Origin of the sequence: Rhodococcus sp. YH3-3 (genome assembly GCF_001653035.1) — a bacterium.
Lineage (GTDB): Bacteria > Actinomycetota > Actinomycetes > Mycobacteriales > Mycobacteriaceae > Rhodococcus_F > Rhodococcus_F qingshengii.
The window spans coordinates 324,356-338,399 of record NZ_BCWH01000003.1 but is presented as its reverse complement, the minus strand read 5'-3'; the positions used below and the strand labels follow the sequence as shown (position 1 = coordinate 338,399).

Below are 14,044 nucleotides of genomic sequence, written 5' to 3'. Positions count from 1 at the left end.
CGTCCTCAAGCCTGCTTGTACTCGAGCACCGAACCGATGACACGGTCCTGTTGTTCGAACGTGAGCATGGGCCACAGCGGCAGTCGAAGGATCGACGCGGAGAACTCGGCACTACGCACGCACGGCTGCGGTGTTCGTCCGTAGCGCACACCGGCCGCACTCGTATCGAGCGGAACGTAGTGGAACGGCGCCACGATTCCGTCACCGGCAAGGTGCCGAATCAAGCCGTCACGGCTCTCTTCGGTCGGCATCTTGAGATAGAACAGGTGCGCAGTGTGCTCGCGATCATCGGGCACCGCCATGGGCACGACACCGTTCGCGGCCGCCCACTCGCCCAGACTCACGCTGTAGGCGTCCCAGACGCGATGCCTGGCCGCCTGAATCGCGTCGAACTCGGAGAGTTGTGCGTCGAGGACGGCGGCATTGAGTTCACTGGGCAGATAACTCGACCCGATGTCCTGCCACGAATACTTGTCGACCTGCCCGCGCAGGAAACGCGCACGGTCGGTCCCCTTCTCACGGATGATTTCGGCGCGAGTCATCAACTGATCGTCGGAGAGCAACAGCGCGCCGCCCTCACCGCAGTGAACGTTCTTGGTGTCGTGAAAACTCTGCGTTCCGATAGTTCCGATGGTGCCGAGCGAGCGCCCGCGCCACTTTCCGCCGAGTCCGTGAGCGTTGTCTTCGATCAACGCAACGCCGTGGAGTTCCGCGAGGTCGAGGAGAGGTTCCATGTCCGCGGCGACTCCGCCGTAATGCATGACCAGTACAGCTTTGGTGCGTTCGGTGATCGCCGCCGCGACGCACGCCGGGTCGATGTTGCCGGTACTCGGATCGATGTCGACGAAAACAACAGTGGCCCCGCGCAACGCGACGGCGGTTGCCGCCGAACTGAACGCGAAGCTCGGAACTATTACCTCGTCGCCCGGGCCCAATTCGAGTAGCAGCGCACCCAATTCGAGTGCATGCGTGCACGAGGTGGTCAGCAGAGCATGCGTGGATCCGGTGATCGCCTTGAGCGCTGCAGTCGCGGACTTGGTGAAACGTCCGTCACCGTGAATGTGGTCGGACTCCAGAACCGTTGCCAGATTCGACAATTCGTTCGATGCCCGATAGGGGCGGGAGAAGATGATGCGATCAGTGCTCACGACTACGCCGATCGATCGAGGTTCCGGGCCGCGGGGAGTCGACAGTCAGATACAGCGGCTTTCCGACAAGGACGTGCAGTGCCACACCGAGATATTCGGCAATGAGCCCGAGCGAGAACAGAATCGCACCCGAACAGACCAGCAGCGCCATGATGATCGACGCCCATCCTTCGGGATCATTGTTGTCGCCGGTCATGGCCCCGATGAAGATCACCGCGGCCATGATCACGCCGGCCGACGCCAGGGTGACTCCGAGCAGGCTGACCAGCCGCAGACCGCGTGTTCCGCTACACAACACCATCTTCCAGAACAACGAGAACAAACGGCGGTAGTTGTACCCGGATTCTTCGCGGCCTTCGGCTCGAAGTGTCACCGGCGCCGTGGCCGTGTTACCGACAACCCACGTCAGCGCAACGTCCAGATACACGCCGTTGGCCGCGACGCCGGCCAACTGTCGGCCGATGTCACCGCGGATCAGGCGGTAACTTTCGAATCTCGTCGAATCAGGGAACGCGAATACCGTCGCCAAGACGATCTTTGCGCCGCGCGAGGTCAGGTTCCGCAAGAATCCGTGCGGGCGTGTGTTCGTGGGTTTGGAATACACGAGATCGGATCGCTCCGTCAGCGCGGTGTCGAGGAAAGCCCCGATGTGCACCGGGTCGTGCTGGCCGTCCTCGTCCATCGTCACGATCCACTGTCCAGTTGCAGCGGCCATGCCAGCGATGGTCGCCGCGTCCTGGCCGTAGTTGCGGCTGAGCCACACGACACGCACCTGCTCGAAACGGCGCTCCAATTCGAGTAACACGACGTCGGAGCGGTCCGGGCCGTTGTCGTGAACCAGCACGATCTCGTCGACGGAGAACTGCGCACCACCGGGCGTCGCACTCGGTGTGCCCAGGCCGTCCAACTCCTCGACGAGCGCCGTGATCGTCTTTTCGCCCTGATAAACGGGCACTACGACGGAAATCGAGTGCACTCGCTTCCACTCCCTTCAGGGGGCTCGACTGGCGCCGAGAGACAGGCACGATCGGGCCCACACCGTCGCGAACTTTAACACGCAGAGATGTCTTGACTTCGGATGCCGGCGGCGCGTGACGCGCTCGCGTCTCCGTACGCCCCACCTGCCCTGTTAAGGTCTGGAACTCGTGGTGGAAACTCGCACTCTCGCCCGGGCAGACGTGTACAAGTGGGGCGCCGTCACGGCGATCGGTGTCATCGCCGGTTATCTGGCCGTGGTGCTCGCGAATGCTCGTCACTTCTACACCGACGACACCGAGTCCCAATACGCGCCGCTGTGGGTCATGCTCGGCCGCAGTCTGCGAGAAGGACACCTCCCGGTGCTCGTCCCCGAGAACTGGATGGCGGGCAACTACGCGATCGAGGAAGCAGGCCTTCTCAATCCACCGCAACTCCTGATCGACCTGATCGCACCGTCCTTCGACAACCTGGCGTTGTACGCGACGATCGTGAAGTTGATCTTCGCGATCATCCTTGCACTCGGCGTCTATCGGATCTGCCTCGAGTACGGCTCGAAGCCCACGTGGGCTGCCGTCGCCGGCGTCTCGATTCCGTTCACCGGTTTCCTGCTGTTCTTCGACTCGGCCAGTTGGATGACTGCCTTCACCGGCACTGCCTGGATGGTTCAGGCGTGGGCGTCGGCAATCCGCTACGCCCGAGGTAAGAGCGGTCCGATCCCGACCTTCGTGTTCTTGTATCTCGCGATGTCGGTCCAATATGTTTTCCCCGCAGTCGAATCCGGCTTGATGATCGGCGCGGTCGCAATCGGCGAAGTTGTCTATCAGCGGCGTTGGCTGCCGTCACTGCGGCTTCTGGCGGTGTCCGCGTGTGCCGCTCTGGCCGGTCTCGCGACGTATCTGCCGAGCCTGCTCACCGCGGACGTCACCTGGCGCGGTGCATCCGAAGTCAAGAACGATGCATTCCTCGCCGTCCCGTGGTCGGAATCGCTGAACGCGAGCCTGCCGAGCACGATGCCCGCGTTCACCTCGTGGTGGGGATACATCCAGACCATGCCCATGGTCTACATCGCCTGGTTCCTCATACCCGCCCTGGCATTCATCGACTGGGGCAAGGCACGCGCCGCGGCACGCGAATTGACCGCCGTCGGGATCTTCACGGTCGCCGTCCTCATGTGGACTGCCGGGCCGAGCACGATCGGCCCACTGCGGTGGCCCGCGCGCGTACTTCCGATGGTGGCCATCGGACTCCTGCTTCTGGTGTGCATCCTGCTCGGGCGTTACGCCACGACCGACAAGTTGCGCGGGCGCTGCGTTGCAGCGGGAATCCTCGTGGGCCTGCTTCTGATTCGGTCAGCCTCGGCAGCTCCCGGGCTCGCGAAATGGCATGTGATCTCGGCCCTGCTCGTTGCCGCACTCGGCGCCGCGATGGTCTGGCTCGGCCGTACCAAGGGCACTGCTTTCGCATGCCTCGTAGCGATCGTCGCGGTCTCCCCCATCGCGTACGCCCAGGTTCGGGCCGCGCAACCAACCCCGATGAGCTGGAACCTGCCCGAATCCCGCTCGGAGATGAAAGACGCCTTCCCCGACTTCGAAGGCACGACACTGCAACTGGGCGACCGTGCGCTCATCGCCCCCGGGGACAAGACCCTCGACGGAGCGTACGGTTCCCTGGCTTTCGGCAACTACCCCAAAGACCTCGAACTGACCTACACCAGCGGCTACACCCCCAACGGGCACTTCTACTTCGGTGATCTGCTCTGCATGCGCTGGGACATGAGTGTCTGCCCCGACGCCTTCCGACGCGCATTCACCGTCGAACCCACCACCGGCCGCACCATCGTCGACCTGATGAACGTGGACCGCGTCGTACTTCAGAACGCTCTCTACCCCGATGCACGCAAGAACCCGGCTCCCGACGGATGGAAATGGGTCGACTACCCCGGACACGAGAACTACATCTCGGTGCTCGAACGCGTCGACGGCCCCGTCTCGACACGCAACGGACGCATCGCCGACGCCCACGGCGTCGAGGCTACGTCGATCGCGGAATCGAACATGTCGAGCACCCTTCGTGTCAGTTCGGAGACCGGCGGCAAGGTTGTGTTCGCACGGCTCGGCTGGCCCGGATATCGGGCGAGCATCGACGGTCAGCCTGTCCCGATCGACGTCGTCGCGAAGTCCTTTGTCACCGTGGACGTTCCAGCCGGTACGAAAGACGCGGAACTTGTCCTGACGTGGCGTCCCCCGGGATGGAAGGTCGGCGGCGCTTCGATGGTCGCCGGAGTCCTCGGACTCGGCGTGCTCGAGTGGATGTATCTGCGGAACCGACGCAAGGACGGGATCAACACCGTGAAAACCGAGTCTTCATGACCGAAGACATCGCATCACCCGAGAACCCCGGCCCACTGCTTCGGGTGGTCAAGCATCAGCCCATCGCATTTGCCATTGTCGGAGTGGCTAATACGGCGATCGGATACGCGCTCTTCGTGGTCTGGTCACTGATCCTCGACAACAAGGATCTGTATCAAGTGGCTGTGATCGGCGCGTACTCCATCAGCGTCCTCATCGCTTTCGTTCTGCATCGGACTCTCGTTTTCCGCGTCCGCGGACATGTGGCACGCGACCTGGGAGCGTTCATCGTCGTCAATTCCGGTGGCCTGGTGCTGAATCTGATACTCGGAACAATCGCGGTGTCGATTCTGCATGCCCCGCCGCTTCCCGCCCAGGCGGTTGTCATGTTGATCGTTGCCGGTGTGAGCTTCTTCGGTCATCGATACTTCTCGTTCCGCCGCAAACCTGCCGAACGGCACTGACCTTCTACGATTCGCGGGGTAGCGCTCGATCCACTGCCGCCTCGACGATCGTCCGAATATCTTCCTCTCCGAACAGGTTCGGCAATGTGAGTCGATCCAGTGCGAGCCAGTTCAGCGACAAATAGAGCAGGCGAACGGTCATCGCATCACCCGGCACGCCCGACGCCAGATGATTGGCTACGTTCAGATCGAAGTCTTCTCGGATGCGGACGGTCAGTACCGCACGCAGGTCCGGTCGACGCGTCGCCTCCAGTCGCAACTCCATGAGCGCGAGGAAACCCGTTCCGAACGAGGTGACGCGCTCGACCACGTCGAGCATGAGCGTCACCAGGCGCTCACGATCGGTGCCGTTGACGGGATCGATCATCCCTTCGAGGTCCTCCGGAATCAGTCGCTCGTAGATCCGGCCACCCGCTTGAGTGAGCAGGTCGTCGCGATTGGAGAAGTAGTTTGACGCTGTCCCGTTCGGCACTGCTGCCTGGGCGTCAACGGCTCGAAACGTCAAGCCTCGAGCACCCTCTCGGGCCAACACCTCGATTGCCGCGTCGATCAGGGCAAGCCGGCGTTCCGGGTTCTTTCGCACTTGACATCACTCCTGACACGACCCTAAGTTAAACCACTACAAACATAGTACTACGAACAGAGCGTTATATGCGAAAGCTTGTGTACTACGTGGGAGCTTCCCTCGACGGATACATCGCGGGGCCTGGTGGCGAATTCGATTTCCTCCCGGTCTCCGAACAGATCACGGCCTGGATATGCGATCGATATCCTGAAACCGTGCCAACGCATGTGCGGCCCGCTCTCGGAATCGAGGACGCGCCCAACAAGACCTTCGACACGGTCGTCATGGGCCGCGGCTCCTACGAGCCCGGGCTGGCCGCCGGAGTGAAAAGCCCCTTCGCGCACCTGCGTCAGTTCGTCGTCTCCACAACCATCCCTGACGCCGAGGATCCCCCCGTCACCATCGTTCGCGCCCATCCGCTTGGGGTAGTCAGATCTCTCAAAGAGGAAGAAGGACAAGATATCTGGCTGTGTGGCGGCGGAACTCTCGCCGGCGAACTACTACCGGAGATCGACGAGTTGATCATCAAGAGGTATCCGGTAGTCGCCGGCGCAGGCATACCGATGATCAGAGGTAACTTCGAGCCGACACCGTTCACACCGACTGCAACCGAATCGCTCGACGACGGCGCAAGCATCACCTGGTTGAAGCGAAATACCTAAGGAAGAAGATCCGGTCGACGCTCGGCCGTGCGCTGCAGCGACTGCTCATGGCGCCACGCTTTGATCTTCGCGTGATCACCGGAGAGAAGCACCGGCGGAACTTCGAGGTCGCGCCACACAGCCGGGCGAGTGTAGCTAGGCCCTTCGAGAAGGCCGTCGGAAAACGAATCCTCTTGGTGTGAAAGCTGATTGCCGAGAACGCCGGGCATCAGTCGCACGACAGCCTCGACCATCACCAGCACGGCTGCTTCGCCGCCGATCAGGACGTAATCGCCGATGCTGACTTCTTCGACTCTGACCCGCTTGGCGGCGTCGTCGAAAACCCGTTGATCGATACCTTCGTATCGGCCGCAGGCAAACACAAGGTGCTTGGCGTTGGACCAGCGGTGCGCGGTCTCCTGGGTGAACGGAACGCCGGCGGGAGTGGGCACCACCAGAATGGTCTCGGCATCATCGGGGCCGGAAGAATCGGAGCGCCCGATCACGTCGTCCAGTGCCGGGCCCCAGACGGTGGGTTTCATGACCATGCCGGGTCCGCCGCCATACGGAGAATCGTCGACGGCTTTGTGCACGTCATGGGTCCACGACCGAAGATCGTGGACGTCGACCGAGATCAAGCCACGTTCGATTGCCTTGCCCAGCAAGGCAGCACGAAGCGGTTCGAGATACTCGGGAAAGATGGTGACGACGTCGAGACGCATAACAAACGATCAGTCGTTGTCTGAGTTCGATTTGTCGCTGTTCGACTTGTCGCCGAAGTCCGGGTCGAGCAGTCCCTCGGGAGGCTCGATCACCACGACACCGTCGGCGATCGACACCGAGGTGACGATGGCGGCGACAAACGGGATCAGCAATTCGCCGGATGCCTCACCGGTACGGCGAATCGAAAGCAATTCGCCTGCGGCGGAATGCAATACCTCGATGACCGAACCGACCTCGACACCGTCCGTGAGGACGACCTTCAGTCCTTCGAGTTCGTGATCGTAGAACTCGTCCGGATCATCCGAAGGCTCGAGTTCGGAACTGTCGATGACGAACAGTGTGCCGCGCAACGCATCTGCGTCGCCACGGTCACTGACGCCTTCGAGGCGCAGCAGAAGCCGCCCGGAATGATCCCGGGCGGCTTCCACTGTGTACGACTTCAGTGTGGACTCGCGCGGCTTGCGCCCACGCAGCACGGAACCTACGGCAAAACGATCTTCGGGCTCGTCTGTACGAACCTCGACTACCAATTCACCTTTGATGCCATGCGACTTCGCGACACGACCGACTACGAGTTCCACCTGTTTACTGCCGTCTACTGATCGGTGTCGACGACATCAACACGGATACCGCGGCCACCGATGCCGGAGACCAAGGTCCGCAGAGCGGTCGCAGTGCGACCACCCCGACCGATGACCTTGCCGAGATCGTCTGGGTGCACGTGCACCTCGACGGTCCGTCCCCGACGTCCGGTGATCAGCTCGACGCGCACATCGTCGGGATTGGCGACGATGCCACGCACGAGATGCTCTACCGCATCAGCGACGACGGCACTCACTTGTCAGCAGCCTCGGCGTCTGCAGCGGGAGCCTCGGCGTCAGCCGCGGTGTCTTCTGCCTTGGCCTCGTCAGCCTTTGCAGCCTTCTTCTTCTTGGGGGTGATTGCTTCTGCAACCGGCTCGTTCTCGGCCTGCGCGAGCGCAGCCTGGAAGAGCTCGAGCTTGGTGGGCTTGGCTTCCTTGACGCGCAGGGTGCCTTCGGTGCCCGGCAGGCCCTTGAACTTCTGCCAGTCACCGGTGATCTTGAGGAGTGCCTCGACGGGCTCGGTGGGCTGTGCGCCCACGGACAGCCAGTACTGAGCGCGCTCGGAATCGATGTCGATCAGCGAGGGCTCTTCCTTGGGGTGGTACTTGCCGATGGTCTCGATCGCACGGCCGTCACGACGGGTGCGCGAGTCGGCGATGACAACGCGGTACTGAGCGTTGCGGATCTTGCCGAGGCGGGTGAGCTTGATTTTGACAGCCACAGCTGCAGTTCTCCTTCAGCGCGCACAACAGTGCTGCGCATGTCACGTGCAATTCAGCGACCCACACGATTTGTGAGCCCGGTTTTGCCTCTATCCTGTGACCGTCGCAGCGGTACGTAACCGGTTGCGACGAACAATGGTCCATTGTGCCAGATGGGTGGGCTCGTTCGGAAACCACCCTGTGCGCGCTTCGAGAGTGCGGGGACTCCCTAACCACTCACGGGGGTTCCGCGGAGGATCACACGCATCGGCTTCGCGAGCACATCGGGGTTTCCGCGCGGATCTTCAGAGTAAACCACCAGGTCGGCGGGCGCTCCTTCTGCGATCCCCTGCGCACCCAACCAACTCCGCGCGTCCCAGCAGGCTGCGCCCAGCGCCTGATGCGCCGTCAAACCGGCAACTTCGAGTTCGGCGATCTCGTCGGCGATCCGCCCGTGCCTGATCGATCCGCCGGCATCCGTTCCGGCATAGATCGGAATCCCGGCCTCGTGAGCGGCACCGATCGTCCGATGTCGACGAGCGTGCAGATCCCGCATGTGCGCCGCGTAGATCGGATACCGGGTGGCAGAGTCCGCGATCTCGGGGAAAGTTGCGATGTTGATCAGCGTCGGAACCAAGGCGGTGCCGTGAGCGACCATCAACTCGATGGTCGCGTCCGTCAATCCGGTGCCGTGCTCGATGCAGTCGATGCCGGCGTTGATCAGGCCGGGCAGAGCATCCTCGGCAAAGACGTGAGCGGTGACCCTTGCGCCTTCGGCATGGGCGGCAGCGATGGCCTCGACCAGAATCTCGTCGCTCCACAACGGGGCGAGGTCACCGATGGAACGATCGATCCAGTCCCCGACGAGCTTGACCCAACCGTCACCGGCGCGTGCCTGACGCACCACCTCGGCCGGCAACTGAGATTCGTCGTCCAGGTCGACCGGCAGGCCCGCGATGTACCGCTTCGGTGCTGCGATGTGCTGACCTGCGCGAATGATCCGCGGCAGATCGAGGCGCTCGTCGATGAACCTGGTGTCGACCGGCGATCCGGCGTCACGAAGCAACAGCACGCCCGCGTCACGTTCGGTCTTCGCCTGCCCCAGCAAGCCGTCGACGGTTTCGCCGCCGCCACCGCCGTAGCGGATACCGACGTGACAGTGCGCATCCACGAGACCCGGTGTGATCCAACCCGATTCGACGATCGTCTCCGCACCGGACACCGGCTCGAAGGAAATCAGCCCGTCGACGATCCACAATTCGATCGGCTCGGCATCGGGCAGACCGATACCCCGCAGATGAAGCGCAGCCACCGACTACTTCTTGGGCAGCTTGAGCTGGGAGAGATCGATGCCTTCCAGTCCGGGCGGCAACTGATCGAGACCCTTGGGCATGTTCGACAGGTCGGGCATGCCGGCCGGCATTCCGCCGGGCATACCCGGGAATCCGCCCATGCCGGGGAATCCTCCGCGCATCTTGGGCTGCGTCGGGCCCTTGCCGCCCTTCTTGCCCTTCTTGCCCTTCTTGCTGCGAACCTGCTTACGCGCGCCGGGCATGCCCATACGGCCGGCCATGGCAGCCATCATCTTGCGGGCTTCGAAGAAACGATCCACCAACTGGTTGACGTCGGAAACCTTGACGCCCGAACCGTTCGCGATGCGCAGTCGGCGTGAGGCGTTGATGATCTTCGGATCGTCGCGCTCGGCCGGCGTCATACCGCGGATGATGGCCTGAATGCGATCGAGTTGCTTCTCGTCGACGTTGGCCAGCGCGTCCTTCATGCCGCCGGCACCCGGCAACATACCGAGGAGGTTGCCGATCGGGCCCATCTTGCGGACGGCCATCATCTGATCGAGGAAGTCTTCGAGGGTGAGCTGACCGGAACCGATCTTCGCTGCGGTCGCTTCGGCCTGATCGGCGTCGAACACCTGCTCGGCCTGCTCGATGAGGCTCAGGACATCGCCCATGCCGAGGATCCGGCTGGCCATGCGATCGGGATGGAAGACGTCGAAGTCTTCGAGCTTCTCGCCGGTGGACGCGAAGAGGATCGGCTGGCCGGTGACCTCGCGGACGCTCAGCGCGGCACCACCGCGGGCGTCGCCGTCGAGCTTGGTGAGGACGACACCGGTGATGCCGACTCCCTCACGGAAAGCGTCGGCCGTGCTGACCGCGTCCTGACCGATCATGGCGTCGAGGACGAAGATGGTCTCGTCCGGGTTGACGGCGTCACGGATACCGGCGGCCTGCGCCATCAGCTCCGAGTCGATACCGAGGCGACCGGCGGTGTCGACGATCACGACGTCGTAATGCTTGTTGCGTGCTTCTTCGACGCCGGCGCGGGCGACCTCGACGGGGTCGGCTGCGGACACGCCCAGTGCGTTCTCGCCGCCGCCGATGGAGGTACCGGGATGCGGCGCGAAGACTGCGGCGCCTGCACGCTCACCGACGATCTGAAGCTGAGTGACGGCGCCGGGACGCTGAAGGTCACAGGCGACGAGGAGGGGCGTGTGCCCCTGATCCTTGAGCCACTTGGCCAACTTTCCGGCCAGCGTGGTCTTACCGGAACCCTGCAGACCGGCCAACATGATGACCGTCGGCGGAGTCTTGGCGAACTGCAGTCGACGAGTTTCGCCGCCGAGAACCTCGACCAGCTCTTCGTTGACGATCTTGACGACCTGCTGAGCCGGGTTCAGTGCACCCGAGACCTCGGCGCCCTTGGCGCGTTCCTTGATCTTGGCGATGAAGCTGCGCACTACGGGAAGCGCGACGTCGGCCTCGAGCAGGGCAAGGCGGATCTCGCGGGCCGTAGCGTCGATGTCGGCGCCGGACAGACGACCCTTGCCACGCAGATCCTTGAGAGATCCGGTCAATCTGTCGGAAAGGGATTCGAACACCGAGTGCGCTCCTGAAGGTCGTGCGAGTTAGCCGTGGATATTCTCGGGCACCAGCCTAGCCGCTACGCCCGCACCGATCCCAGCCGATGCGGGCGTAACTGCCGAAACCGGTCCGTCAATCCTCTTTCTTCTTGGGTTGTGGCACCGGAACCACCGCCAGCACCGCCTCCTCGACGCGCTCTCGCGCCGCGCGGGTATCGGCCTCACCGAAGTCGAGGCAGAACGCGTCGACCACCGAGGAACCCAAGGTGGCGACCTTCGCCCACCGGATGTCGGCTCCACTGTGTTCGAGTGCTGCGGCCAGTCGGCAGAGCAGGCCGACGCGGTCCTCGGTACGCAATTCGAGGATCGCCTGACCGTCACCGGGCGCGTCGAACCAGATGACCCGCGGCGGCGCCTGCGCATAGAGCACCGGAACCGCGGAATCCTTGTTGGTCTGGATCGGGTCGTCCCACTGCTCTGCCCGTGCCTCCTCGTCCTTCGCGTCGAGAAGTTCGAGCAAATTCAGTTCACCGGCCGAAGCCCGGATCAATTCCTGCCGGAGCAGCACCGCCTGCGGGGGTGTGCCGAACCTCGGCGTCACGACAAACGAGTTGACCGCCGAACCTGCATGCGACCCCACCGATGCGGAATGCACCCGCAAGGACTGCAGCGCCAGAACTCCGGCAGCCCGAGACAGCAGCCCGGGAGCGTCGGGCGCGATGACGGTCACGACGTAGGTGTGCGCATTCTCGGCCGGAACGAGCGAGACGTGAACCCCGCCCTCCTCGGCGATGGCCAATTGCTCGGGAGCGAGTGGATCGGGTTGCGGGAGCTCCTCCCCTGCCATCAGCAAACGACAACGACGCACCAGCTCGCCGATCAACGACGACTTCCAGTCGCCCCAGACACCAGGCCCGGTGGCCAGCGAATCCGCTTCCGCCAACGAATGCAGGAGATCGAGAAGGGTCCCGTCTCCCTCGAGTGCGTCGACCACTCGCTGCACCGTTGCCGGATCGTCGAGGTCGCGACGGGTGGCGGTTTCCGGCAACAGCAAGTGGTAGCGCACCATCGCCGTCAACGTCGCGACGTCGGAAGGCCAAAGTCCCAAGCGATTTCCGATCGCGGTGGCCAATTCGGCACCGACGACGCTGTGGTCTCCCCCTCGCCCCTTCCCGATGTCGTGGATCAACGCACCGAGCATGAGCAGATCCGGCCGAGCGACGCGAGTGGTGAATCCGCTTGCATACGCGGCGGTTTCGACCAGGTGCCGATCCACCGTCCACGTGTGGACGGCGTCGCGCGGCGGAAGATCGCGAATGGTCCCCCACTCCGGCAGGAGTCGACCCCAGAGCCCGGTCCGGTCCATCGCCTCGATCACCGGAACCGCACGCGATCCCGAACCCAGCACGACCAAGAGATCGTTGACTGCATTTTTCGGCCACGGTTCACGCAATTCGGGGGCATTGTCCGCCAGGCGATTGAGCGTCGACGCGGAGATCGGCATGCCGTTGGTGGCCGCCGCTGCCGCGACCCGCATCACCAGACCGGGATCCTTCTTCGGTCTCGCATCGCGCGCCAGAACTACTTCGCCGGCATGCTCGACGACACCCTCGTCCAGTGGTCGTCGCACCGGCGCGCGACGCAGCCGCGACAAACCACGCCGGGGCAAGGAGTTTCCGGCGGTACGGATACCGACGTCGACCGAATAGCTGATGGTGCGCGCCGATTCGCTGAGAAGGCGGGCCAGATCGAAGCGATCACCGATCCGTAGCGCCGCACCGATCTCGTCGGCGTCCTGTGCTCGCAGTTGGTCGCGGGCGCGACCGGCAACGCGGTGAAGTTCGGTGCGCACGTCGAGCAACCGCCTGTGCGCGAGTGCCAGACCGCCGCCGGGCGAGTTGGGTCCCAGCCCTGGCATCCCGTCGGTCAATTGCGCGATGGACAGGGCGTTGAGCAGTTGGACGTCTCGCAGCCCGCCACGACCGCTCTTGAGATCCGGTTCGGCGCGATGGGCGATCTCGCCGCTGCGCTCCCACCTCGTACGGGTCTGGGTGATCAATTCGTCGAATCGGCTGCGGATGTCCATGCGCCACTGTCGTCGGACACCACTGATCAACAAGTTGCTCAGCTCCACGTCGCCGGCAATGTGGCGTGCTTCGAGCATTCCGAGTGCTGCCGTCATGTCGGTGGCCGCAACCTGAAGCGCCTGCGGAAGCGTCCGCACGCTGTGGTCGAGTTTGATGTGCGCGTCCCACAGCGGGTACCACAGGCTGTCCGCGACCTGGGCCACGACCGCCGGGTCCATGTCGTCATGCAGCAGAATCAGATCGAGATCGGAATACGGCAGCAGTTCGCGTCGGCCGAGACCACCCACGGCGACGATGGCAAACCCACAATCCGGTTTGATGCCCAGTTCGGTCCCCTTGGTGGTCAACCAGAATTCGTGCAGATCGACCAGTGCATGTCGCAGCGCGGGGGCGTCGAGCCTCCTGTTCTTGACGCCTCCGGTGAGTAGGGCCTTGCGTGCGCGGGCCAGGTCCGCAGCTTCGTCGGATCCCCCTGACGAGACCGGCCCTGGCCCCGTCGCTTTCGCGACGGAACCAGGGCCGAAGTTCTCGGACCCTTTCGGGTCAGAGTGCATCGCCACCGCGTTCCCCGGTGCGAACCCGGATGACCGACTCGACTGGCGAGACCCACACCTTGCCGTCACCGATCTTGCCGGTTCGAGCGGCCTCGACGATCACCTCGACCACCTTGTCAACGGCCGCGTCGTCGACGACGACCTCGACCCGGACCTTGGGTACGAAGTCCACGGAGTACTCCGCGCCTCGGTACACCTCGGTGTGGCCCTTCTGTCGGCCGTAGCCCTGAACTTCGCTGACTGTCATACCCAGCACTCCGGCCTGCTCGAGTCCGGTCTTGACGTCCTCGAGCGTGAACGGCTTGACGATTGCTGTGATCAGCTTCATGTGCTCATCCCTTTCCAAACTCTGAAGTGCCTGAATTCACTTTAATCA

14 protein-coding genes are annotated in these 14,044 nt (G+C 63.4%); 3 read left to right on the top strand and 11 right to left on the bottom strand.

The features are described 5' to 3' along the window. Positions 1 to 5: 5 nt before the first annotated feature. Together rffA and YH3_RS26685 are read right to left on the bottom strand one after the other, a co-directional pair. Positions 6 to 1,148, bottom strand: a complete 1,143-nt coding sequence (gene rffA, locus YH3_RS26690; protein ID WP_003942806.1) for a dTDP-4-amino-4,6-dideoxygalactose transaminase — start codon at positions 1,146 to 1,148, stop codon at positions 6 to 8. Then, positions 1,138 to 2,124 carry a glycosyltransferase gene (locus YH3_RS26685; RefSeq protein ID WP_003942691.1) on the bottom strand — a complete coding sequence of 329 codons (987 nt, stop codon included), beginning with the start codon at positions 2,122 to 2,124 and terminating at the stop codon, positions 1,138 to 1,140. The genes rffA and YH3_RS26685 overlap by 11 nt, the downstream gene beginning before the upstream one ends. A gap of 172 nt (positions 2,125 to 2,296) precedes the next feature. Between YH3_RS26685 and YH3_RS26680 the strand changes: the two genes are divergently transcribed. Continuing rightward, positions 2,297 to 4,495, top strand: coding sequence for a hypothetical protein (locus YH3_RS26680; RefSeq protein ID WP_064444658.1), 2,199 nt, complete (start codon positions 2,297 to 2,299; stop codon positions 4,493 to 4,495). Further along, positions 4,492 to 4,938: a GtrA family protein gene (locus YH3_RS26675; RefSeq protein WP_007729301.1), complete on the top strand. Its 447-nt coding sequence runs from the start codon at positions 4,492 to 4,494 to the stop codon at positions 4,936 to 4,938. Before YH3_RS26680 ends, YH3_RS26675 begins: the two co-directional genes overlap by 4 nt. 4 nt (positions 4,939 to 4,942) lie before the next feature. Here YH3_RS26675 and YH3_RS26670 read toward each other — a convergent pair whose 3' ends face one another. Continuing rightward, positions 4,943 to 5,521 carry a TetR/AcrR family transcriptional regulator gene (locus tag YH3_RS26670; protein WP_003942695.1) on the bottom strand — a complete coding sequence of 193 codons (579 nt, stop codon included), beginning with the start codon at positions 5,519 to 5,521 and terminating at the stop codon, positions 4,943 to 4,945. Positions 5,522 to 5,589: 68 nt separating this feature from the next. Here YH3_RS26670 and YH3_RS26665 point away from each other — a divergent pair, with 68 nt between their 5' ends. Continuing rightward, positions 5,590 to 6,165 (top strand): dihydrofolate reductase family protein, encoded by a 576-nt coding sequence (locus tag YH3_RS26665; protein ID WP_054187758.1) that lies wholly within the window; start codon positions 5,590 to 5,592, stop codon positions 6,163 to 6,165. On the opposite strand, the gene trmD is transcribed toward YH3_RS26665, so the two are convergent. The 8 genes from trmD to YH3_RS26625 form a co-directional block, all read right to left on the bottom strand. After that, a complete protein-coding gene (gene trmD, locus YH3_RS26660; RefSeq protein WP_003942745.1) occupies positions 6,162 to 6,866 on the bottom strand; it encodes a tRNA (guanosine(37)-N1)-methyltransferase TrmD in 705 nt (234 codons plus the stop codon). The genes YH3_RS26665 and trmD overlap by 4 nt on opposite strands. A 9-nt stretch (positions 6,867 to 6,875) precedes the next feature. Continuing rightward, complete coding sequence (gene rimM, locus YH3_RS26655) at positions 6,876 to 7,448, bottom strand: ribosome maturation factor RimM (protein ID WP_064444396.1); 573 nt, start codon at positions 7,446 to 7,448, stop codon at positions 6,876 to 6,878. A 14-nt stretch (positions 7,449 to 7,462) separates the two neighbouring features. After that, positions 7,463 to 7,705 carry an RNA-binding protein gene (locus YH3_RS26650; protein WP_003939023.1) on the bottom strand — a complete coding sequence of 81 codons (243 nt, stop codon included), beginning with the start codon at positions 7,703 to 7,705 and terminating at the stop codon, positions 7,463 to 7,465. Further along, complete coding sequence (gene rpsP / locus YH3_RS26645; RefSeq protein ID WP_003942818.1) at positions 7,702 to 8,172, bottom strand: 30S ribosomal protein S16; 471 nt, start codon at positions 8,170 to 8,172, stop codon at positions 7,702 to 7,704. The genes YH3_RS26650 and rpsP overlap by 4 nt, the downstream gene beginning before the upstream one ends. A 209-nt stretch (positions 8,173 to 8,381) precedes the next feature. Next, positions 8,382 to 9,464 carry an amidohydrolase family protein gene (locus tag YH3_RS26640; protein WP_054187760.1) on the bottom strand — a complete coding sequence of 361 codons (1,083 nt, stop codon included), beginning with the start codon at positions 9,462 to 9,464 and terminating at the stop codon, positions 8,382 to 8,384. Positions 9,465 to 9,467: 3 nt separating this feature from the next. Next, the gene (gene ffh / locus YH3_RS26635) at positions 9,468 to 11,045 is read right to left on the bottom strand and encodes a signal recognition particle protein (protein WP_003942713.1); all 1,578 of its coding nucleotides are present in this window, start codon (positions 11,043 to 11,045) and stop codon (positions 9,468 to 9,470) included. Between the two features lie 115 nt (positions 11,046 to 11,160). Continuing rightward, positions 11,161 to 13,668, bottom strand: coding sequence for a [protein-PII] uridylyltransferase (locus tag YH3_RS26630; RefSeq protein WP_054187792.1), 2,508 nt, complete (start codon positions 13,666 to 13,668; stop codon positions 11,161 to 11,163). Further along, positions 13,658 to 13,996: a P-II family nitrogen regulator gene (locus YH3_RS26625; RefSeq protein ID WP_003942772.1), complete on the bottom strand. Its 339-nt coding sequence runs from the start codon at positions 13,994 to 13,996 to the stop codon at positions 13,658 to 13,660. Before YH3_RS26625 ends, YH3_RS26630 begins: the two co-directional genes overlap by 11 nt. Positions 13,997 to 14,044: the final 48 nt, after the last annotated feature.

Coding starts and splice junctions, on each gene's coding strand:
- YH3_RS26675 (WP_007729301.1), top strand. CDS start 4,492: ATGACCGAAGACATCGCATCACCCGAGAACCCCGGCCCACTGCTTCGG.
- YH3_RS26665 (WP_054187758.1), top strand. CDS start 5,590: ATGCGAAAGCTTGTGTACTACGTGGGAGCTTCCCTCGACGGATACATC.
- trmD (WP_003942745.1), bottom strand. CDS start 6,866: ATGCGTCTCGACGTCGTCACCATCTTTCCCGAGTATCTCGAACCGCTT.
- YH3_RS26630 (WP_054187792.1), bottom strand. CDS start 13,668: ATGCACTCTGACCCGAAAGGGTCCGAGAACTTCGGCCCTGGTTCCGTC.
- YH3_RS26625 (WP_003942772.1), bottom strand. CDS start 13,996: ATGAAGCTGATCACAGCAATCGTCAAGCCGTTCACGCTCGAGGACGTC.